General features: G+C 69.1%; 19 protein-coding genes and 2 pseudogenes. 7 read left to right on the top strand and 14 right to left on the bottom strand.

Features of this window, described 5'->3' with window-relative positions:
* The first annotated feature begins 30 nt into the window (after window positions 1–30).
* Window positions 31–507 carry a hypothetical protein gene (locus ALMP_RS29180; protein ID WP_264933651.1) on the top strand — a complete coding sequence of 159 codons (477 nt, stop codon included), beginning with the start codon at window positions 31–33 and terminating at the stop codon, window positions 505–507.
* A gap of 40 nt (window positions 508–547) precedes the next feature.
* On the opposite strand, the gene ALMP_RS29185 is transcribed toward ALMP_RS29180, so the two are convergent.
* A complete protein-coding gene (locus ALMP_RS29185; protein ID WP_264933653.1) occupies window positions 548–1,132 on the bottom strand; it encodes a TetR/AcrR family transcriptional regulator in 585 nt (194 codons plus the stop codon).
* Between the two features lie 246 nt (window positions 1,133–1,378).
* Between ALMP_RS29185 and ALMP_RS29190 the strand changes: the two are divergent.
* Window positions 1,379–1,797, top strand: a pseudogene (locus ALMP_RS29190) (MFS transporter); the annotation flags it as partial.
* Window positions 1,798–1,824: 27 nt separating this feature from the next.
* Here ALMP_RS29190 and ALMP_RS29195 read toward each other — a convergent pair.
* From ALMP_RS29195 to ALMP_RS29215, 7 genes and pseudogenes are all read right to left on the bottom strand, one after another.
* Window positions 1,825–2,241, bottom strand: coding sequence for an HAD hydrolase-like protein (locus tag ALMP_RS29195; RefSeq protein ID WP_264933655.1), 417 nt, complete (start codon window positions 2,239–2,241; stop codon window positions 1,825–1,827).
* A 95-nt stretch (window positions 2,242–2,336) separates the two neighbouring features.
* Window positions 2,337–2,594, bottom strand: a complete 258-nt coding sequence (locus tag ALMP_RS44480; RefSeq protein ID WP_375803549.1) for a hypothetical protein — start codon at window positions 2,592–2,594, stop codon at window positions 2,337–2,339.
* 61 nt (window positions 2,595–2,655) lie between these two features.
* A pseudogene (locus ALMP_RS44485) lies at window positions 2,656–2,814 on the bottom strand (acetyl-CoA carboxylase biotin carboxylase subunit); the annotation flags it as partial.
* Entirely contained in the window at window positions 2,811–3,872 is a 1,062-nt protein-coding gene (locus ALMP_RS29205; protein WP_264933659.1) for a biotin carboxylase N-terminal domain-containing protein, read from the bottom strand. The pseudogene ALMP_RS44485 and the gene ALMP_RS29205, both read right to left, overlap by 4 nt.
* Window positions 3,869–4,369: a biotin/lipoyl-containing protein gene (locus tag ALMP_RS29210; RefSeq protein WP_264933661.1), complete on the bottom strand. Its 501-nt coding sequence runs from the start codon at window positions 4,367–4,369 to the stop codon at window positions 3,869–3,871. Before ALMP_RS29210 ends, ALMP_RS29205 begins: the two co-directional genes overlap by 4 nt.
* Window positions 4,366–4,656 (bottom strand): PEP/pyruvate-binding domain-containing protein, encoded by a 291-nt coding sequence (locus ALMP_RS44490; protein ID WP_375803545.1) that lies wholly within the window; start codon window positions 4,654–4,656, stop codon window positions 4,366–4,368. Before ALMP_RS44490 ends, ALMP_RS29210 begins: the two co-directional genes overlap by 4 nt.
* A gap of 105 nt (window positions 4,657–4,761) precedes the next feature.
* Complete coding sequence (locus tag ALMP_RS29215) at window positions 4,762–5,739, bottom strand: helix-turn-helix domain-containing protein (protein ID WP_264933663.1); 978 nt, start codon at window positions 5,737–5,739, stop codon at window positions 4,762–4,764.
* 148 nt (window positions 5,740–5,887) lie between these two features.
* On the opposite strand from ALMP_RS29215, the gene ALMP_RS29220 reads away from it, so the two are divergent.
* On the top strand, window positions 5,888–6,400 hold the full coding sequence (locus ALMP_RS29220; RefSeq protein ID WP_264933665.1) for a 2,4'-dihydroxyacetophenone dioxygenase family protein: 513 nt from the start codon (window positions 5,888–5,890) through the stop codon (window positions 6,398–6,400).
* A 245-nt stretch (window positions 6,401–6,645) separates the two neighbouring features.
* Here the strand turns inward: ALMP_RS29220 and ALMP_RS44495 are convergent, their stop codons facing one another.
* A complete protein-coding gene (locus ALMP_RS44495; protein WP_375803546.1) occupies window positions 6,646–6,939 on the bottom strand; it encodes a hypothetical protein in 294 nt (97 codons plus the stop codon).
* Window positions 6,940–7,013: 74 nt separating this feature from the next.
* Between ALMP_RS44495 and ALMP_RS29225 the strand changes: the two genes are divergently transcribed.
* Entirely contained in the window at window positions 7,014–7,685 is a 672-nt protein-coding gene (locus ALMP_RS29225; RefSeq protein WP_264933667.1) for a hypothetical protein, read from the top strand.
* Between the two features lie 334 nt (window positions 7,686–8,019).
* On the opposite strand, the gene ALMP_RS29230 is transcribed toward ALMP_RS29225, so the two are convergent.
* The 5 genes from ALMP_RS29230 to ALMP_RS29250 all read right to left on the bottom strand — a co-directional run bounded on the left by ALMP_RS29230 (window position 8,020) and on the right by ALMP_RS29250 (window position 16,725).
* On the bottom strand, window positions 8,020–10,530 hold the full coding sequence (locus tag ALMP_RS29230) for an ABC transporter permease (RefSeq protein ID WP_264933668.1): 2,511 nt from the start codon (window positions 10,528–10,530) through the stop codon (window positions 8,020–8,022).
* Between the two features lie 85 nt (window positions 10,531–10,615).
* Window positions 10,616–11,395, bottom strand: a complete 780-nt coding sequence (locus ALMP_RS29235; protein WP_264933669.1) for an ABC transporter ATP-binding protein — start codon at window positions 11,393–11,395, stop codon at window positions 10,616–10,618.
* A gap of 594 nt (window positions 11,396–11,989) precedes the next feature.
* Window positions 11,990–13,204 (bottom strand): sensor histidine kinase, encoded by a 1,215-nt coding sequence (locus ALMP_RS29240; protein ID WP_264934005.1) that lies wholly within the window; start codon window positions 13,202–13,204, stop codon window positions 11,990–11,992.
* A 129-nt stretch (window positions 13,205–13,333) separates the two neighbouring features.
* Window positions 13,334–15,391 (bottom strand): RICIN domain-containing protein, encoded by a 2,058-nt coding sequence (locus ALMP_RS29245; RefSeq protein ID WP_264933671.1) that lies wholly within the window; start codon window positions 15,389–15,391, stop codon window positions 13,334–13,336.
* A gap of 269 nt (window positions 15,392–15,660) precedes the next feature.
* Entirely contained in the window at window positions 15,661–16,725 is a 1,065-nt protein-coding gene (locus ALMP_RS29250; RefSeq protein ID WP_264933673.1) for a LacI family DNA-binding transcriptional regulator, read from the bottom strand.
* Between the two features lie 494 nt (window positions 16,726–17,219).
* On the opposite strand from ALMP_RS29250, the gene ALMP_RS29255 reads away from it, so the two are divergent.
* The 3 genes from ALMP_RS29255 to ALMP_RS29265 all read left to right on the top strand — a co-directional run.
* On the top strand, window positions 17,220–18,530 hold the full coding sequence (locus ALMP_RS29255; protein WP_264933675.1) for an ABC transporter substrate-binding protein: 1,311 nt from the start codon (window positions 17,220–17,222) through the stop codon (window positions 18,528–18,530).
* On the top strand, window positions 18,527–19,549 hold the full coding sequence (locus ALMP_RS29260) for a carbohydrate ABC transporter permease (RefSeq protein ID WP_264933677.1): 1,023 nt from the start codon (window positions 18,527–18,529) through the stop codon (window positions 19,547–19,549). The genes ALMP_RS29255 and ALMP_RS29260 overlap by 4 nt, the downstream gene beginning before the upstream one ends.
* Window positions 19,546–20,267, top strand: a 722-nt coding sequence (locus ALMP_RS29265; RefSeq protein ID WP_264933679.1) for a carbohydrate ABC transporter permease, incomplete at its 3' end; no start/stop codon positions are given. The genes ALMP_RS29260 and ALMP_RS29265, both read left to right, overlap by 4 nt.

Consider the following 20,267-nt stretch of genomic DNA (forward strand, 5'->3'; position numbering starts at 1 on the left):
GGTCTGCCGCAGGGTCCGAGGAGACGGTTCATGCCCCAGAACGAGAACGTCATCACTCTTCGCTTCACCGACCGAGCCGCCGCCTACCAGGCGCTCAGCGGACTGAAGTACCTCAACGCCGCCAACGCCGAGGTCCGTGGCGCCGTGCTGATCGAGCGCCTGGAGGGCGGCGCGGTGCGCGTCACCGAGGGGGTGCACGGCGTGGCGGGGCGGGACGCGGGGGCCGATGTCTGCCTCGCGCAGGCCCCGACCGACGGCGCGGTCGTCCTCGCCGACGTCTGCGAAGTCGGCACCGACACCATGGACATGCTGGCGCTGTGGTACGGCGCAGTCCTGAAGCGCCTCCCGGCCGCCGACTCCGTACGCGGTGGGCTGCAAGCGGTGGCAGGGGCCGCCGACGGCATCGCGGACAGAGAAGGGGCGGGCCGGCGCGACGGCGGGCGTGCCGAAGTCGTGGGGAGGTCCTCCGACGGCGTCGCGGTGCTGAGGCGGATGAGCGCCGCGTAGCCGGGCACGGTGACTGACGGCATCGTCCAGCGTTGGTCGGTCACGCGTTCGGCAGCCAGGGCGCAAGCGCGGCGTCGACCAGGCTGACCACCAGCTCCTTCTCAAGCTGTACGCCGAGCAAGAAGCGCTGGAAGAGCAGCGGGCCGGCGATGCGGGCGATGAGGTCGGTGGCGTGATCCTCGGTACCGGGGCGGAGTTCACCGCGTTCGACGGCGGCAGCCAGCGCGCGGGTGAAGTCCTCGTCGGCCCGGCCGAAGATCTCCTCGCGGATGCGCCGTGCGTCCTCGTCTCGCTCGGCCCGCTGGATGACGGTGGCGAGGACCGACACGGCGCTCGGCTGGTTGAGCCGATGAGTCATCTGTTCCATCTGGTTCAACAGCTGGTCGCGGACGGGGCTGTCGTCGAAGGCGAGCAGCGGGCGGACGTCGTTGGCGAGTGCGTCGATGAGGAGGGTCGGCTGGTCGGGCCAGTGCCGGTAGACGGTGGCGCGGCCGATTCCGGCTCGCTGGGCGACGGTGGCGTGGGTGACGTTTTCGGGGCCGCCTTCCACGAGGAGTTCGGTGGCGGCGGCCAGGGCGGCGGCGCGACTGCGGAGGGCGCGGGGATCGTCGTTGGTCCGGGGCATCTGAAAACCTCTTCTTCGGAACCTTGTGAGACTTGTTGATTCACAATTTTCTTCGATACGTACTGTCTCACAGGTGGGGTGGGAGTCCGGCTGAGAGCCCGCACCGCGCGGCCGTCCACCGGCGTACGGAGCCGACGCCCGTCCCGGTGTCCGGGCGCGCACGCACGGCCGTTGCGGCGAACGCATGCTCCGTGCACCCAGCTCCGCCTCGCCCGGCCCTCGCCGAGGACCTCCGTCGCCCCTGTGTTCTTCCTGAGCCGCTACGGCCGCACCACCGTCGTCAGGGCCAGTGCCGTGTCCGGGGCACTCGGTCTGCTCCTTGTGATCGCCTCCGACAACGCCGCCCTCGCCGGAGCCGCCGTACTGCTGTGGGGGCTGGGTGCCTCGCTCGGCTTCCCCCTCGCGCTCTCGGCCGCCGGGGAGTCCGGCCCCGACCCGCCCGGGTCAGCCTGGTCGCCGTCATCGGCTACGTCGCCTTCCTCGTCGGGCCGCCCGGCCTCGGCTTCCTCGGCGAGCACATAGGTCTGCGCCCCGCCATGCTCGTCGTCCTCGCCTGCGTCGGCTGCGCGGCCTTCCTCGCCCCCGCGGTCGAGGCCCGGCCCCGCGTCGCCGACACGGTGTCCGTCCGCGACGCCGGCGCACCGGCCACCGCCGATGAGGCTTGACCTGGGCAGTCCGGCGTACGCACCCGGTCAGACGGTCGTGGGCAGGAGTCCGAGGAGTTCGCCGACGCCGTCGAGGGTGAGGTGCGGTGTCTGTTCCGGTGGCAGTGCCGGGTACCGGTCCGCCGGGTGGACACCGGTGGTCACCGCGATGGCGAGCGCGTCGGCGCGATGGGCCATCGTCATCTCCAGTTCCGGGTCGTCCCCGACGACGGCGAGCGCCTGCGGGGCGGTGCCGAGCCGTTTCGCCGCGCAACCGAGGCCGATCAGCGAGGGCTTGCCGACGACCTGTTCGGCGACGCCCGTGACGCTGCTGATCATGGCGCAGATGGCCCGGGACGTGCCCAGTGCCCTGCCCTCGGCGCTGGCGAAGAACACCGACTGCGAGCAGCTGTACAGGGAGGCACCGTGGAAGACGGCGTGGCAGGCGGCCTCGAGGTCGTCCATGGTGAACTCCCGATACCAGCCGGCCAGTACGGCGTCGGCTTCCGGCCTGCCCCTGGGCGCGACGATCTCGATGCCCGCGCGGCGCAGCGGCTCCTTCAGCCCTCGCCGCCGAGCACCATGACACTACGGTGGCCCTTGGCCAGCAAGTGGTCGACGGCGCTGGTGGCGGGGGTGAGCACGGCATCGTCGGGCAGGTCGAAGCCGATGCGGCGCAGTACCTGTGCGTAGCCCTCGGGTGTGCGGGTGGTGCCGTTGGTGAAGATGAGCCAGGGCAGACCGCGGGCGATGAGCGCGGCGGTGAGCTCCGGGGCGCCGCGGAGGGGAGTGAGCCCGTGGTTGCGTCGGTCGCCCAGGACGCAGCACCGCTCGGTGCAGTGGGACGTTCGTACTGACCCCGTCGACCGTGCACTGGGTGAGGGCCCCGCGCAGCCGGGTCAGTGCCTCGGCGCGGTCGCGGCCGTGGACGATCAGCTTCGCGAGCAGGGAGTCGTAGTACGGCGGTACCGTGGCGCCCGCCTGGAGGTGGGTGTCGATCCGGATGCCGTCGCCGAGTGGCCAGACCGCCTCGGTCACGGTGCCCGGACTCGGCTGGAAGCCGCGGGCCCAGTTCTCGGCGTTGATGCGGCACTCGACGGCGTGACCGGTGAACGTGACGTCCGCCTGGCCGAAGGAGAGCGGTCGGCCTTCGGCGCGGCGAGTTGCTCGGCCACGAGGTCCAGTCCGGTGATGGCCTCGGTGACCGGGTGCTCGACCTGGATGCGGGCGTTCATCTCCAGGAAGTAGAAGGTGCCCCGGTCGACGTCGACGAGGAACTCGACCGTGCCCAGTCCCCGGTACTCCAGATGCTTGCCGAGGGCCACCGCGGCGTGGTGCATCTCCTCGCGCAGTACCGGATCGAGAGCGGGCGCCGGCGCCTCCTCGATGAGCTTCTGGTAGCGGCGCTGCACCGAACAATCGCGGGTGCCGAGGTGGACGACGTTCTCGCCGTCCGCGATGAGCTGCACCTCCACGTGCCGTCCGGTCGCGACGAAGCGTTCGAGGTAGACGCGGGGGTCGCCGAAGGCGGCGCCCGCCTCGGCCACGGCCAGATCGATGGTGGCGGCCAGGTCCGCCGGATCGTGCACTTGTTTCATGCCCCGGCCGCCACCGCCGCCGACGGCCTTGATCAGCAGGGGGAAGCCGATCTCCGCGGCGAGCCGCGCCGCGTCGGTCGTGTCCGTGAGCGGCCCGCCGGGCACTACCGGCAACCCGGCCACGACGGCGTGCCGACGCGCTTCCAACTTGTCGCCCACAGCGGCGAGTTGCCGTACGGTCGGGCCGATGAACACGATGCCCGCGTCGGCGCAGGCGCGGGCCAGCCGCTGGTTCTCGGAGAGGAAGCCGTAGCCCGGGTGGACGGCGTCCACCCCGGAGGTCTTGGCTGCCGCGAGCACCGCGTCCACGTCCAGGTAGCTGGCCGAGGGCGAGGCGGGGCCGAGGCGGACCACCCGGTCGGCCAGCCTGGCCGGTACGGAGGCGAGGTCGGCGTCGGACGCGGCGAGCACCGTCTCGATGCCGAGCCGTCGGCAGGTACGCAGGATGCGCAGGGCGATCTCGCCCCGGTTGGCGATCAGAACACGTCGCAGTATCACGGTGCCGCCCCGTCGGCCGTCGTGTCGATGAACATCAGTACGGCTCCCCGCTCGGCGAAGTCGCCGTCGTCCAGGAGGATGTCCGCCACCGTGCCTACGGCACCCGCGTACACGGAGTTCATCAGCTTCATCGTCTCGACGATCCCGACGACCGTCGTCTCGGTGACCCGGTCCCCGGCTTCCACGAAAGGGCGAGCCCCGGGTTTCGGCGAGGGGTAGAAGGCGCCGGGCAAGGGTGTGCGCACCTCGGTCAGGCCCTCTCGGCCGGGCGTCTCCCGGCCGGCCGGAGCCGCGTCGTCCCGAGCCGGCCGCTCCGGCGCCTCACTGCCGTCGACCGGCACCGGCTCGGCGGTCGTGCGCGTGGACTGTGTCCACGCGCCGTCGTCGCCCCGGCGCAGCGACAGCTCGAACCGTCCGGTGCGCAGATGGAGGCGGTCGATGTCCATGCCGTCGATGATCCGCAGGATGTCCTGGACGTCCTCGCCGGTGAGGCTCACTTCGTGCCTCCGCCGGAGTTCGCGCCGCCGAACAGCGACAGCACATGATCGAACGCCCTGGCCTTGGGCCCGGCCACCGGAGCCTTCTCACGGCCGGCCCAGACCGTCTCGGGCCGGCTTTGGAGCAGGAAGATGTTCTGTCCGGGGACGAGGTTGCGGGAGATCGCCCACTCGATGTCCTGCGGGTCCCGTAGTGGGACTCGACCCGCCGGCCGAGCCGTACGAGCTCGTGGATCTCCTCGCACCGGATCGAGGAGTTTGCCGCGGCGGCCGCGCCGCAACGACACGGACCGGGCGGCGACGAGACCTGAGCACGGCGAGAGATCCGGGCTCCGTACGGCGACCTGCCACCGACCGGCACCGGCCCCACTCCAGGGTGCCTACCGCAAGTTCTACGCGGCAGGCCCCCCTGGCACGGCCGAGCGGTCTCTGCGGTACTCGCGCGGGCTGACACCGTGGCGGCTCTTGAAGGCGCGAGTGAAGTGCGAGGCGTCCTTGAAGCCGACCGCGTAGGCGATGTCCGTGACGGTTCGGCCCGTCCGGCCCGGATCGGCGAGCAGCCTGGCGGCGATGTCGAGCCGCTGTCCCTGGATCCAGCGGGACGGTGACGTGTCCTCGTTTCGGAAGATCGCATGGAGGTAGCGGACGGAGATTCCCAGCGCCTGGGCGACCATGTCGGGTGACAGGTCGGGCTCGGCGATGTGGTCGGCGATGTACCGGCGAGCGCGGCTCATATGGGCTGTTCTGGGCGCGCCGAGCCGGCCGTCGGAGTCGCTCTCGTCGTACAGGGCCGTGGCCAGCAGTTCCAGCAGCGTGGCGCCGATCCGTGTGCTCACGTCGAGGGACAGCGCGGACGCGTGGCTGCTCACGGAGCGGAAGAACGGTGCGAAGAGCGCGCCCACTCCCTGATCGCCCGGCACCGGCGTGGCCATCGCGTCTCGCGCCAGCGGGCAGTGCGCGTCGAACAGTGGACGGGGCACCTTCAGTACCAGCAGTTCGAACGGGTCGCCACAGACGATCCGGCAGGGCCGGGCGCTGTCGTAGACGGTGAAGTCGCCCGGCCGCAGGACCGCGTCCCGCCCCTGCTGAATCACCGTGACAGAGCCCCGGACGGCCAGGTTCACCAGGAAGTCGTCGTCGCCGGACCTGCGGATCAGTGCCGGCGACCGGAACACCGTGTGCGGGTCGGAGATCACCCTCGCGACGCCCAGGCCGCCCAGCGTCTGGGCCGTGACCTGCCCCAGGAAGCCGCTGGAGGAGCCCCGTGGCACGTCCATCTCGTACTCGACGAACGTTGTGCAGACCACCTCACGCCAGTAGTCCAGCTGAGCGCGCCTGTCGAGCGTCGCGGTGGAGAAGTTGAACGTCATACCGGTGCCACCTTGCTTCGCACCTCCGAAAGACCCCCCTGCGGGTGCGCTCAGGTTCAAGGAACCGTGCCGCCGCAGTCAAGCCCGGGGAGTGGGCAGGACCGTACGTTCGCAACCACACACCACCAAGGCAATGAGGCAGGGTGACATGACCACATCCGAAGAGATCATGGCGCAGTACGTCGCGACCGAGGCGCGCGTGGACCGCATGCGGGACAAGTACGCCTTGGAAGAGGGGTACATCAGCGAGGACAGCAGCCCCTGGGTGCCCTTCGTGCCGGGCGTGTTCATCAAGCACCTCACCTTCGACGTGCGCGGCAGCAGCGCCGCCAACGTGCTGTGGGTGCAGGAGGGCGGCACGCTCGGCCGCCACCGTCACCGTGGCCCGGTCTCCGGCTACGTGATCGAGGGCAGCTGGCGCTACCTGGAGTACGACTGGGTCGCGACACCCGGGGACTTCGTCCGGGAGAGCCCGGGGCGCAGTCACACCCTCTACTCCGAGCACGGCATGAAGACGATGTTCTGGCTCAACGGGCCGCTGGAGTTCCTCGACGAGGAGGACCGCGTCATGGAGACGGTCGACGTGTTCTGGTTCATCGACCACTACGAGACCTACTGCCGCGAGAACGGCTTGAAGATCAACGAACGGCTCTATCTCTGAGCAGGCCGAGGCGTACCCGGCCCCTCCCGACGACGCGTTCGTCTGCCGGGCGGGCCGGGTCCGGGCACCACCGTCTGCCGGTCCTGAACCGCCGGATCACACCCTCGTTTCCCGGCCGACAGCGCGGTCACCGCAGCCTCACCGGAAGCGTCGTCCGTCGTGGGGCGAACCGGTCGAGGCCGGTGACCCTTCATGCCCCGGCCCCGAAGTCGACCAGGACCTCTCTCGCGGGACAGCCGTGCCGCTCAAGCTGCCCTGAACCAGGTTCCCAGCGCTTCGTGTAGGCCATCGCCCGTGGTGCCCTGCCAGGCGACGTAGCAGTCGGGCCGGAGCAGCAGCGCGGTGTCGAGTTCTGGGATGGTTATGGTGTCGACTTGCGACGCCCAGGGGCCGTGGTTACTTAACGGGCTAATCGATGTATATGCGACAGGCGGTGGCGCAAGGGTGGACCGGCATGGCTCGTCGTTAGCTGTCTTCCTCGTCCAGCTCCGCCATGGGCGGATGGCCCCGGCCAAACGCACGAGCAGCACCGCAACCACGAGAGCTACCTAAGGTGGACCGTTTGTCATCGGATCGCGATCCGATGTCAGTGGCGTGCGCTTGGATGGGCCGCATGACTGTTCACGACGTTGCCGAGGCTCTTCCTGACATCCCGACGCTGCGGGACCGGTGTCGGTCGATAGCCATGCTGGAGACTGTGCTGAACCCTGACAGTGAGCGCTACTACTCATTCAGCCGGGCCTGGTCCGAGACGGAGGAGATCGCCTCCATGCGTAACGGCTCGGGGGACGAGTTCGACGTCATCTTCTCTCCGGCCGGTGCGTATGTTCGAGGCTTCGACCACGAGTCCGTGATGAGCCCATATGTCGACGACGCGCCCTGGCCAGGCGTAGTGGACTCGGTCCCCGAGGTGTTCCGCAGCTGCGTCGAAGAGCCGGCCTTCACAGACGACGGAATGCCCAGGGTGACGGCCTGCATATGGCGTGAGGCGGGAAGCGAGCACTGGCAGGCCGGAGAGATCGACTTCCCTGAAGACAACGCCGACCCTGACGGCTCGGGTTGGCTGTTCCACCTGCTGGTCGACCCATCACCGGAGGCATTCCAGAAGTTCGCGGAGGACTACTACGAGATCCCGGTCGACATCCACGCGGTGCGCCACGTATATGCCCTTCGCCCGCTGACCCAAGAGGTGGTCACCGCTTTGAACCACAAGGCATCCCTGGCGGGCATCGCCGACGCAGCCGCCGCGATCGGCTATGCCATAGCAACGGGCTCCGCTCCCTGACCTGAACCTGCTGAGAATGCTTCGCGGAGCGTCAGCAGGCGGCGGTGCGGCAGCACCGACCGGGACCTCTTCAACGCGTCGACCAGGTGCCCCCCTGCCCCCAGCCCCCTCGGTCCAACATCAATGGCAGGAACGTAGTGGTTGTCCAACTTCTCTGGCAATCGGTCCACGTTCAATGTCAGAGGACAACCACGGAGAAGGTGAAGACGTCCCGGCGGGCCGCGCTCCGAGTGATCGTGGTGCCGCCGCCGGCGCCCACGAAGTGCCCATGGCCGTACGGCCGGAGGGCACGGTATGCCTGCGGCCGGACAGCGACGTGCTCTGCGTACTCGGACTATTCGGACTTGATGGCGGTGAGCATGTTCAGCCGACTCGCGCTGCGGGCGGGCCACTGGGCTGCCAGCAGGCCGATCAGCGCCGGCAGCAGCAGGAAGAGGCCGAACCGTTCCCACGGCAGCACCAGCGCGTATCCAGCGACGTCCGTCTTCACGATCTCGCCCACGGCCCAGCCCAGGAAGGTACCGACGCCGATGCCGAGGACCGCGCCGAAGAGGGAGATGACCACGGCCTCCAGCTGGATCATCCGGGTCACGCCCCGCCGGTCGAGCCCGACGGCGCGCAGCATGCCGACCTCCCGCTGTCGTTCGAAGACCGACATGGCGAGGGTGTTCACCACTCCCAGCACCGCGATGACCAGGGAGATCGCGAGCAGCCCGTACAGAACGTTCAGCAGGGTGTCGAGGTACCCGCTGAACTCGTCGCGGATGTCCTGCCGGTCGCCGATCTTGACCCCCGGGTTCCCGGCCAGGGCCGCTGCGAGTGCCCTCTCGTTCGTGCTGCCGTCCGTCTTGACGTAGATCTTCAAGATCGACGTCTGGGCCGCGTGGGGTTCGATCACGTCCATGGAGGCGACGACCGGCAGAATCACTGTGTTGTGCTCGAACACCGCCCCGATGGTCAGCCTGCCCTTCCTGGCGTCTTCGTACTCCACCGGCAGAGCGTCCCCGACCTTCCAGCCGTGGGACCGCGCGACGTCGTCGGCGACGGCGATCTGCCCCTTCGCGAGCGTGTCCGCCGAGCCGGAGAGCACCGTGAGGCGGAAGGCCTTCTCGAAGTCCGCGGGGGTGACGCCGGAGACGTCCTGCTGGCTGCCGCCGATCTGCATCCACGCCTGCTGCTCCTGCGACACCGCCGTGACGCCCTTGACCTTGCGCAGGGCGGTGACGTCCGAGGTGTCCAGGCCCGAACCGCTGTCCGTGATCATGTAGTCGGCTTTGACCATGTCCGTGGTCACCTTGTCCACCGCGTGACCGAGGCTGGCGGCGAGCACGGTCAGGGTGCTGACCAGCGTGAGCCCTACGGCCAGCGCGGAGGCGGTGGCGCCGGTACGGCGCGGGCTGCGTACGGCGTTCTGGCCCGCGAGCTTGCCGGACACCCCGAAACCGCGCCTCAGCAGCGGCTGTACGACCGCGATCACAGGCCGGGACAGCGAGGGGATCAGCACGAGGACACCGGTCACCGCGAGGAAGGCCCCGAGCCCGACGAGCGCTTTGCCGCTGGAGTCGCCGATCCCGGCGCCGGCGACGACGCTCGCCGAGCCGGACAGTGCCATGACGCCGCCGAGCAGGTTGCGCACCAGCAGGGACCTGGTGGTGGCGGGCAGATGGGCGCTGCTGATCGCCGCGACCGGCGGGATCTTCGCGGCGCGGCGGGCGGGCAGCCAGGCGGACAACACGGTGACCAGGACACCGACGACAGCGGCGACCAGGACGGTTGTCGACGTGACGACCAGCGGCCCGTCCGGGTTCTTCGAGCCGAAGACGCCGACGGTGGAATGCGCCACGGTGGCCATGGCGGCACCGAGTCCGAGCCCGGCGGCGGCGCCGACGGCGCCGACCACCGTCGCTTCGATCAGTACGGACCGGGTGACCTGCCTGCGGGAGGCGCCGACCGCGCGCAGCAGCGCGAGTTCGCGGGTGCGCTGGGCGGCCAGCATGGTGAAGGTGTTGGCGATCAGGAAGACGCTGACGAAGGACGCCACGGCGGCGAAGGCGAGCAGGATCGCGGTGATCGTCGACGCGTCACCCGCGCCTCCCTTGGCCCTCTCCTCGGCGAGTTGCCGGCCCGTCTTGACGTCCGCGTCGTCCGGAAGCAGCTTCCTGATGGTGGAGGCCAGTTCGGTGCTCGACGTGCCCGGGTCGGCGGTGACGGTGACGTACTCGAAGAAGCCGGGCCGCAGGAAGAGCCGTTGAGCGGTCGGCGTGTCGAGCAGGACCAGACCGTCCCCCAAGGCCACCGAGGTGTCGTCGGTGGTGAAGATGCCGGAGAGCTCGTACGTCTTCGCCGGACCGTTGAGGACGACGCGTACGGTGTCACCGACGTGGTAGCCGCCCTTCTCTGCGGTGTCCTTGTCGAGCGCGACCTGCCCGGGCTCGGCGGGCCCGCTGCCGTCGGTGAACACGTAGAGCGGATCCTTGCCGTCCTTGCCCGGAGCGAAGTTCGCGCCCTGGCTGGACGAGCCACCGCCGATGAGCCTGCCGTCCTTGTCGGCGACGTCGGCGATTCCGCCGACCCGCCCGGCCGCGTCGGCGACCCCGTCGACCCGGGCGATCTCGTCGAACGTCTTCGCCCTGATGCCGGGGACCTTGTCGGAGGGGTCGTAGGAACGGATTTCGACGTCTACGTGGGCGTAGCTCTTGGCTGTCTGGCTGCGATAGGCGTTGCTGAGGGTGTCGCTGAAGACCAGGCTGCCGGAGACGAACGCGACGCCGAGCATGACGGCGAGCACGGTCATCAGCAGTCTGGCCTTGTGCGCGAGCACATTGCGCAGGGCTGTACGGAACATGGTGGTGTCTGTCCTGGTGAGGGGAGGGGAGGACGAGGGCTGATCGTGAAGTGCGTGCCGGTTCGTGAGCCCGGTTCGCTCCGGCTCAGCTCGTACGGAACCTGGGGGCGTCGAAGGACTTCATGAGATCGAGAACCCCGTCCGCGGTGGGCTCGTACATCTCGTCGACGATGCGCCCGTCGGCGAGGAAGACGACCCGGTCCGCGTAGGAGGCGGCGACCGGATCATGGGTGACCATGACGACGGTCTGGCCCAACTCCCGTACGGAGTCGCGCAGGAACCCGAGGACCTCGGCACCCGCACGCGAGTCCAGATTTCCCGTCGGCTCGTCGCCGAAGACGATGTCCGGCTTGGAGGCGAGCGCCCGGGCGACAGCGACACGCTGCTGCTGGCCGCCGGAGAGCTGGGCGGGCCGGTGACTGAGCCGGTCCGACAGGCCGACCATCTGGATGACGGTCTCCAGCCACTCCTTGTCCGGCGTCCGGCCCGCGATGTCCATCGGGAGCGTGATGTTCTCGAGCGCGGTGAGGGCCGGCAGCAGATTGAACGCCTGGAAGATGAAGCCGACCCTGTCTCGGCGGAGTTTGGTGAGCTGCCTGTCCGACAGGGACCCCAGCTCGACGTCACCAACACGGACCGAGCCGGAGGAGAAGCTGTCCAGCCCCGCCACGCAGTGCATCAGCGTGGACTTGCCGGAACCGGAGGGGCCCATGATCGCTGTGAACTGGGACTGCCCGAAGTCGACACTGACCTGGTCGAGGGCCACCACCCGCGTATCGCCCTGCCCGTAGACCTTGGACAGCTCGGTGGCGCGGGCGGCGGCGGGGGTGGCGGTGCGGGGGCCAGGGGGCGGGACGGTGGGCACGGGGGGCTACTCCGATCGAGGCAGGGGGAGCGCGGGGCGCGGGCCGCGATGCGGACGCGGATCGCCTTGGACGGTCACAGGGCCAAGGGAGTCCGGGCCCTACCCCGCAGGGAACTTCTCCATCGTCCGGTTCGCGAGGGTCCCGCGTATCGGTCGAAGAGCCGACCACCTGAGGCTGACGTGAGCAGCCGCTCTCGTCAGCCTCAGGTATGGCGTCGCGTCAGCCGGGAGGATGACGTGCGGTGGAAATCGCCCGAAGACGGGTCTGCCCTGGGCCCGTTCATCCCCGCCGGCGCAGGAGTGCCCCCATACGACAGATCGCCATGCCGTCACCGCCTCGGCCGTTCGGTCGACGCAGGCCAAGCCGAGCGGTGCAATCCTCATCCACACGTCGGCCATTCGGTCGATGCGCGGCCAACCGAGCGATGCGATCCTCATTCGAACGGCGGGCGAAGGCGTGCCCCGGGCGGTTTCGGCGTCCTGCTCGTGATGCTCGGCTCCGGACTCGTCGGAGGTTCGAGGGTCCCGCCGCTGCTGGCCGGCCGGCTCGACCAGGGCCTGCCGCCTTCGACGGTGAGCGCCCGACCGCCCCTCTCAAAGTCGGTCCGGTCGTCTCGCGGCGGGGAGGAGGGCCACGACCTCCCAGCCGTGGTCATCGCGTGGGCCGGCGCGCAGCGTGCCGCCGAGGGCGGCGACGCGTTCGGTGAGGCCGACGATGCCGAAGCCTCCGCCGCGGGCGGCGTACGGCACAGGGACGCCGCCGCGGCCGTTGTCGCCCACCGTCACCCGCAGGGTGTCGTCCGAGTGAGCGAGGCCGACGGTGACCTCGGTGGCGTCGGCGGCGTGGCGACGTACGTTCGTGAGGGCTTCCTGGACGACTCGGAAGGCGGCGGCCTGCACTTCGGGGGGCAGGGTCCCGGGCACCGGGTCGAGGTGGAGTTCGGCCTTGGGGCCGGTCGGAACACCGAACCCGTCGACCAGTTCCGCAAGGGCTGTCAAGTCGCCGAGCGGGCGGTTCCCGCCCGGCTTGAGGCGGGCCGTTTCCTCCGGGCCGCCGCGCAGGATGCCGACGGTCACGCGCATGGAGTCGAGCGCCTGGGTCGCGGCGTGCTCGATGCCCGCCAGGACCGGGTCCAGGCGGTCGGTTTCGGTGGCTGCCATCATGCGGGCCATCTGGGTCTGGACCAGGATGCCGGTGACGTGGTGGGCGACGAAGTCGTGCAGGTCGGCTGCCATGGCAAGACGTTCCGCCCGGCGGGTCTCGGCGACCGCGACGCCGCGCCTGTGGTCCAGCGAACGCAGGTAGCCACCGAGGCCGGCGAAAACGCCGGTCAGCAGCGCCATCGGCAGCGTGAACAGCAGCGCGTCCTCCACGGCGATGGCATCGTGGAAGCGCAGCGGTGCCGCTACGACTGCCCCACCTGTGAGGACGGCACACAGCAACGCCCATCGTGGTGAGCAGGTACGGACGGCGATCATCAGCAGGCAGAGCAGGACCGCCACCTCACCGGGGCCGAACGTACGTACGCGCTCGGTCGTCGTGGCTGCAACGGTCAAGGCCAGGGAAACGCCCGCAGGGACAGCGGCCCGCAGTTGGGGGGTGAGCCACGCGGGCCGACGGGCGGCGGGCCAGAGAACGGCCGCGAGGCCGAGCGACAGGAGCAGGATCACCGGCCAGAGGGCCTTGCCGTTGGCGACGGCGATGAGCACATCGGCGACGGCCAGCAGGAGCAACGTGGTGCTACCCACCGCACGCAGGTAGCTCTGCCGGCGGGTCCGCGTGGTGGTGAGGTCGTCTGTCGCAGGCAGAAGGTTCACATCGGTAACTGTAGGGAGGAGTGTTCAGCTGTGCCTGGGCCGGTCGGCCGAGGCAGACGTCAGGCGCGGGAACCGCTTCGCCGGCGGTTCCCGCGCCTGGTCATGGCATGGTGGGAGCGGTCAGTTGACGCGGACGACCTTCCAGAGCTGGTCGTCGAGGTTGGCGCTGCCCCACTGGACGACGGCCGCCCCGTTGGCGGTGGAGGACTGGGCGACGCCGGCGACGAGGGTGCTGTTCACGTTGCGGAGTTTGTAGTAGCCGCCGCCCGCGTCGGTGAGGGTCCACTTCTGTGAATCGGCGCTGGAGGCGGTGTTCTGGACGAGGGCCGCGCCCGCAGCGCTGGAGGAGCCTTGGATGTCGAGGTTGAGGTTGCTCTTGACGTTCTTGATGTTCCAGGCGCCGCCGCCGGCGGACTGGAAGGTGAAGAGCTGGCAGGTGCAGGCCGTGTTCTGCCACTGGTTGGCGGCGGTGCCGGCGGTGGTGGAGCCGGCCGGGATGTCGAGGTACCTGCCGCTGTTCTTGTTCACCAGGACGTACTGGCCGGTGCCCAGGGGCGGCAGGGCGGTCTGGGCGAGGTTCCAGCGCTGGCAGGCGCAGGTGGTGCCGCTCCACTGCACGGCGGTGGCGCCGACGGTGGTGGAGGCGCTGGGGATTTCGAGGAACTTGCCGCTGACGCGGTTGGTGATGCTGTACCCGCCGGACGGGTGGGGTGCGACGGCCCACTCGTGGTCGAGCGTGCCGTTGTCATCCCACTGCAGGACGGTTGCGCCGTTGGCGGTGGACTGGTTCTGGACGCCGAGGACCTTGCCGCTGGCGACGTTGAAGATCTTGAAGTAGCCCGAGGACTGCTGCTCGAAGCGCCATTGCTGGTTGGTGGAGGTGGTGGGGTTCTGCTGGGTGGCGGTGGTGCCGTTGGTGGTGGAGCCGCCCGCGATGGTGAGGTTCAGGGCGCTGTTCGCGTTGGTCATGGTGTAGGTGGCACCGTCGGAGATGCTTCCGCCGAAGTCGACCGTGCTGTACGTGACCGGGTTGCGGCGGTTGTCGCCGCCGAAGCCCGCGCTGAACACCATCAGACTGTGGCCGTCGGCCAGCGGAAGCAGACCGCGGCTGTAGCCGCCACCGACGTTGGAGGGCATCCGCGTCCAGGTGTCCGCGGCGCCGTTCTGCGTGTTGACGAACAGGTCGTCGCTGCTGTGTGCGGTGGTGACAAGGGTTCCGTTGGGGCCGCCGGTGGGCAGCCAGGTGATGTAAGGCGTGCCCTGGGGAACCAGGCCGTCGGTGGTGCGCAGCGGGATGCCGGTGACGGAGTCGAACGCCTCCGGGTCGGAAGAGATCTTGTAGTGGACGGCGAAGTTGCCGGCGGCGGAACCGCCGTACTCGTACGTCATGATGTATTTGCCGTTGGGCATCCTGGCGACGGTCGGCATGCCTGGGCGCTGGCTGTAGGTGGGCATCGCCACGTCGTCCACGACCGGGCCCCAGTTGCGGACGTCCGTGGAGACCTGGTGGACGATCTTCTGGCCGTGGTCGGGGTCGCGCTGGTCGGAGTAGTAGACGATGAGCTTGTCGCCGGAGACCAGGAAGAACGGTTCCCACACGGGGGTGTTGCCGTTCACGTCAGTGGCTTTACCGCCGGTCGCGATGTTGGTGACGAAGGTCCAGCTCTGACCGCGGTCGGTGCTCGCGTACAGGTCGATCTTGCTCCCGGACCGGTCGTACGGCACCGAGTCACCGGCGGCCAGGATGGTGCCGGCGGGGAAGTCGCCCATGGCGCTTGGGAGTTCGAACAGTTCGGGCTGCCAGCGCATGCCCCAGCCGTTCTGGGTGTCGGCGACCTCGGAGATCTTGGTCCAGGAAACGCCGTTGTCGGTGCTGCGGTAGATCGGGAAGACGGGCATGTCCACGCGGTACTGCTCGAATGTGGCGAGGAGGGTGCCGTTGGCCGATCCGTTGTGCTGCAGGCGCATCGCCCGCGGGTAGTAGCTGCCAGGGGAGAGGGCGTCGGCTGGCGGGGTGTAGAGCGTCTGGGCAGGGCGGGAGAGGGCGTCCGCCCGGCCGGCGCCGGGCAGGACCAGCGTCGCTGCCGCGACGGCCAGGGCCAGCAGCAGGAACAGGAGAGTGGCGGGGACGGAACGCGGAGCGGCGCCGGGTCTGGCGCCTGTTCGTACGGGGGACATGTGCGGCTCCGATGACGGGCTTGGTTCTTTCCATGGGCCCGCCGCCCCCGGATGACCAGGTTGGGGGCGGCGGGGTGCAGGGGCGGGGTCGGTCGGCGGTAGGGCCGGGCGACCTCGCGAAAAAAGGGCGTGTTCAGCGGCCGTATGAGGGGACGGCGGCGCGGTAACCCTGGGGGGTGGGACGGCTGCGGGATCGATGTCTGTTGTGCGCGGGGTGCCGCGGTGCACGCGGCGTGTTTCCCGCTTCGGCCGGTTGCTCGGGGCGGTGCTCAGGTGGTGTGCAAAGGGCTCCGGCCCTTGTGGGACGGTGGCGGTGCGGTCGAGCCGCGGACGATGAGTTCGACCGGTGGCTCGCTCGCCGGCGGCACTTCCGCGTCCGGCCTCTCGATGGCGTGGACGAGCAGTCCGACCCCCTGCCGCGCCGCGGTGTCGAAGGGCTGACGCACGGTGGTCAGCGGCGGAGAGACGTAGGCGAAGACCGGGTTGCCGTCGAACCCGACGACACTGATCTCCTCCGGCACCCGACGCCCTGCTTCACGCAGGGCGTGGATCAGGCCGATGGCCATCTCGTCGCCCGCCGCGAACACCGCGGTCACGGAGCTGTCCGAGGCCAGCTCGCGGCCCGCCGCGTACCCGGAGGCGGCCGACCAGTCACCGTTGAGCAGAGGAGGTTCGTGCGCGCCCCGTGCCGCAAGTGCCGCCCGCCATCCCTCGATACGGTCCTTGGTGGCATACCACCGTCTCGCGCCGGCGAGGTGATGGACGGTCGCGTGTCCCAGGTCGAGCAGGTGCTCGGTGGCCGCCCGCGCCAGGGCATACGACCCCACGCTCGCGGTGACCGTGCGGCTGCCGGTGAAAGCGGGCGGTGCCCCCAGGAAGAGGACGGGCACGTCGACTCGGACGCTGACGTCCCCTTCCACGATGGGTTCGGAGACGATGACGCCGTCCACCCCTTGCTCGAGCAGCGACTCCACCGCCCCCGCGATACCCGCGGGGTTGCCATCCGGCGTGTTGACCACACGGAGCGCGTAGCCCGCGTCGCGCACGGCCCGCTCGATGTGCACGAGCAGTGACGCGGTCCCGTACCCGGCGGTGCCCAGCGCGACCACGCCGATCGAGCCGGTACGCCCGGAGACCAGTGTCCTGGCCGCCTGGTTCAGCCGGTAGCCGAGTTCCGCAGCGGCTGCGAGGACCTTTGTGCGTGCCTCCTCGGAGACATACGGCTCGTTGTTGAGGACCCGGGACACCGTCTTGCGCGACACCCCGGCCAGGCGGGCCACGTCCGCGCTGCGCGGCACAGCGGAGCCCTCGCTCCGTCCCACCGTTGCTGCCATGAAGTCTCCCGACGGCCGTGCGTTTGCTTCGAAGGAGGTCAACTGTATGACCGCGCGGTCTGACCGCGTGGTCATGTCTACGGAGCCGACAGCTGTACGTCAAGGGTTCCCGCGGCATCGATTCCGAGGAACGGATGCGGGTCGGACGGAGGGCGGCCGGTGGGTGAAGGGTGTGGCAACCGCCGTGAAGAGAGCATCTCTGGCGGGCATATGTGCTGTTCAAACGGCATACTCGCGCTCTCGGGCCCGCTCGCCGGACGGGGGCGTCGTTCCCCTCCGACGGTAGGCCGGCCGTCCTGCCGACATGTACGGTCGGCCCTGAGCTCAGGTCGAAGGGGCTTGACAGCGACTCCCCGGAGCATTCAGTCTTCCTCGCAGCCGCCGGTCGGATTTGTTCGATCGTGTTGAGTCTTGGTCGCGTGGACGACCGCATCCCCGTCATACCCCGTGGGCCGACGTGCCGTCTGGGCGCGGCCGCCCTGTCAGGAGCCGAAATGCACTCTTCCTCCCTCGGCCGGCCCATGCCCGCTGCCAGCCGCCGCACCGTCCTGCGCGGTATCGGTGGGGCAGCCGTCCTCGGTGCCGGAATCCCGCTGCTGAGCGCCTGCGGCGGCAGCGGCACGGCATCCGACCCGAAGACCGTCAGCCTCGGGTCGAACGCGTCGGACGCGGTGCCGAAGAAGGCGTTCGCCGAGATCTACGCGGCGTTCACGAAGCAGTCCGGGATCACGGTCGACGTGAACACCAAGGACCACAACACGTTCCAGGAGCAGATCAACTCCTATCTCCAGGGCACCCCGGACGACGTGTTCAACTGGTTCGCTGGCTACCGCATGCAGTTCTTCGCGGCCAAGGGCCTGGCCTCCCCGATCGACGACGTGTGGCAGAAGATCGGCGGCAACTTCCCCGAGGCGATGAAGGCGCTCAGCAAGGGCGAGGACGGCAAGTACTACTTCGTGCCGATCTCCACGTCCCTCTGGGGCGTCTTCTACCGCAAGAGCGTCTTCCAGCAGTACGGCTACGAGGTCCCCACCACGTGGGACCAACTCGTCGCCCTGTGCAAGCAGATGAAGAAGGACGGCCTGGTCCCGTTCGCCTTCGGCGACAAGGACGCCTGGCCCGCTCTCGGCACCTTCGACCAGATCAACTTCCGCACCAACGGCTACGACTTCCACGTCGAGCTGATGGCCGGCAAGGCGTCCTGGACGGATGCCAAGGTCCGCACCGCCTTCGACCACTGGGCCGAGATCCTCCCCTACCACCAGGAGGGCGCGGTCGGCCGCACCTGGCAGGACGCGGCCCAGACGCTGATCTCGAAGAAGGCGGGCATGTACCTGTTCGGCAGCTTCGTGGCGCAGCAGTTCACGAACAAGGCCGACCTGGACGACCTCGACTTCTTCCCCTTCCCGGAGATCAACTCCGCGCACGGGCAGGACACCGTCGAGGCCCCGACCGACGGTTTCATGCTCTCCAAGGCTCCGAAGAACAAGGCCGGCGCGCTCAAGCTCCTGGAGTTCCTGGGCACCCCGGAGGCCGAGGAGATCTACCTGAAGTCCGACCCGAGCCTGGTCGCGGCGTCCAACAAGGCCGACACCTCCTCGTACACCGCGCTCCAGAAGAAGGCGTACGCGACCATCGCCGGCGCCAAGCACCTCACCCAGTTCATGGACCGCGACAGCCGCCCGGACTTCACCTCCACGGTGATGCAGCCCGCCCTGCAGAAGTTCATCCGTGACCCCAAGGGCGTCGACAGCCTGCTGGCGTCGATCGAGCGCCAGAAGAAGACGATCTTCGCGTCCGCATGACCGTCACAGCGAAGACCGGTACCGGGACCGGCACCACCAGCACCCCGGGGACGGCCGCGGCGCCGCCCCCGGGCCACCCGGACAACGTGACTACCGATCAGGCCAAGCGGCTGCGGGCGCCCTTGGGCCATCGACGGCTGCTCACCCGACGGGACCGCCTCACGCTCGGCCTGATGGCCGGGCTGCCGACGATCCTGCACGTCCTGCTCGTCTGGCTCACGGCCCTCGCCTCGATCGCGTTGGCCTTCACCACCTGGGACGGCATCGGCTTCGACTCCATCACCTGGGTCGGCCTGGACAACTTCAAGGAGCTGTTCACCAACAACCCGCAGTTCTGGCCGGCCGTCCAGCACAACGTCGTCTGGTTCGTCGTCCTGATCCTGATCCCGACGCCGCTCGGCCTGTTCCTCGCCGTGCAGCTCGACAAGAAGATCCGCTTCAGCCGCGTCTACCAGACCGCGTTCTTCCTCCCGGTCGTCGTGTCGATGGCCGTCATCGGCTTCGTCTGGCAGCTCGTCTACAACCCCGACACCGGCCTGATCAACAGCCTCATCGGCGCGAACGAGCCCGGCCACTACATCGACTGGATCGGTGACCCGGACCTCAACCTGTGGTCGGTACTCATCGCCGCGTCCTGGCGTCACACCGGCTACATGATGATCCTGTACCTGGCAGGTCTGAAGGGCGTCGACCCGGCCCTGCGGGAGGCGTCCTCGCTGGACGGCGCCAACGAGTGGCAGACGTTCAGGAACGTCATCTTCCCCACCCTGCGCCCGACCAACACCGTCGTCCTGGTCGTGACGATCATCGAGGCCCTGCGCGCCTTCGACCTGGTCTTCGTCTTCAACAAGGGCGCCGAGGGCACCGAGCTGCTGTCGATCCTGGTCACCAACAACATCATCGGCGAGTCCAGCCGGGTCGGATACGGCTCGGCGATCGCGGTGGTCCTGCTGGTGATCTCGCTCGCCGTGATCATCCCGTACCTGGTCGCGACCTTCCGGAAGGAGCGGCGCGCATGAGCACCGTGAGCGCGCTCGGAAAACAGCGCACCCCCGTCCGCCCCGCCCGGATCCTGCTGCACGTCTTCCTCGCCGGTGCCGCGCTGGCCTGGCTCGCGCCCCTGCTGTGGGCGATGTACGCGGCGATGCGCCCCTATGCCGAGACCAGCACCAAGGGCTACGTCTCCTGGCCCGACAAACTGAGCCTCGACAACTTCACCGACGCCTTCCAGCAGTCGGACATGCTGCACTACTTCGGGAACACCCTGCTGGTGGCGATCCCTGCGGTGCTGCTGACGCTGTTCCTGTCGTCGATGGTGGCCTTCTACGTCAGCCGCTTCGACTTCCGGGTGAACCTCTTCCTGCTCCTGGTGTTCACGGCCGGCAACCTGCTCCCGCAGCAGGTCATCATCACTCCGCTGTACCGGCTGTACCTGCTCATCGACCTGCCCGGCATCACCATGAGCGGCAAACTGTACGACTCGGCGCTGGGCCTGGTGCTGATCCATGTGGCGTTCCAGTCCGGGTTCTGCGCCTTCGTGCTGGCCAACTACATGCGCTCGCTGCCGCACGAGCTGACCGAGGCCGCGCTCGTCGACGGCGCCTCGGTGTGGCGCCTGTACTGGCAGATCGTGCTGCCCCTGTGCAAGCCGGCGATGGCCGCGCTCGCCACGTTGCTGTCCATCTGGATCTACAACGACTTCTTCTGGGCCATCGTGCTGATCTCCACCGGCGAGAA

This window comes from Streptomyces sp. A012304, assembly GCF_026008495.1.
Taxonomy (GTDB): Bacteria; Actinomycetota; Actinomycetes; order Streptomycetales; family Streptomycetaceae; genus Streptomyces.

Bases quoted from the DNA above. Each gene is read 5' to 3' on its own strand.
- ALMP_RS29215 (WP_264933663.1), bottom strand. From the start codon at position 5,739: ATGACGTTCAACTTCTCCACCGCGACGCTCGACAGGCGCGCTCAGCTG.
- ALMP_RS29230 (WP_264933668.1), bottom strand. From the start codon at position 10,530: ATGTTCCGTACAGCCCTGCGCAATGTGCTCGCGCACAAGGCCAGACTG.
- ALMP_RS29250 (WP_264933673.1), bottom strand. From the start codon at position 16,725: ATGGCAGCAACGGTGGGACGGAGCGAGGGCTCCGCTGTGCCGCGCAGC.
- ALMP_RS29225 (WP_264933667.1), top strand. From the start codon at position 7,014: ATGACTGTTCACGACGTTGCCGAGGCTCTTCCTGACATCCCGACGCTG.
- ALMP_RS29260 (WP_264933677.1), top strand. From the start codon at position 18,527: ATGACCGTCACAGCGAAGACCGGTACCGGGACCGGCACCACCAGCACC.
- ALMP_RS29245 (WP_264933671.1), bottom strand. From the start codon at position 15,391: ATGTCCCCCGTACGAACAGGCGCCAGACCCGGCGCCGCTCCGCGTTCC.
- ALMP_RS29255 (WP_264933675.1), top strand. From the start codon at position 17,220: ATGCACTCTTCCTCCCTCGGCCGGCCCATGCCCGCTGCCAGCCGCCGC.
- ALMP_RS29220 (WP_264933665.1), top strand. From the start codon at position 5,888: ATGACCACATCCGAAGAGATCATGGCGCAGTACGTCGCGACCGAGGCG.
- ALMP_RS29185 (WP_264933653.1), bottom strand. From the start codon at position 1,132: ATGCCCCGGACCAACGACGATCCCCGCGCCCTCCGCAGTCGCGCCGCC.
- ALMP_RS29180 (WP_264933651.1), top strand. From the start codon at position 31: ATGCCCCAGAACGAGAACGTCATCACTCTTCGCTTCACCGACCGAGCC.
- ALMP_RS29195 (WP_264933655.1), bottom strand. From the start codon at position 2,241: ATGGACGACCTCGAGGCCGCCTGCCACGCCGTCTTCCACGGTGCCTCC.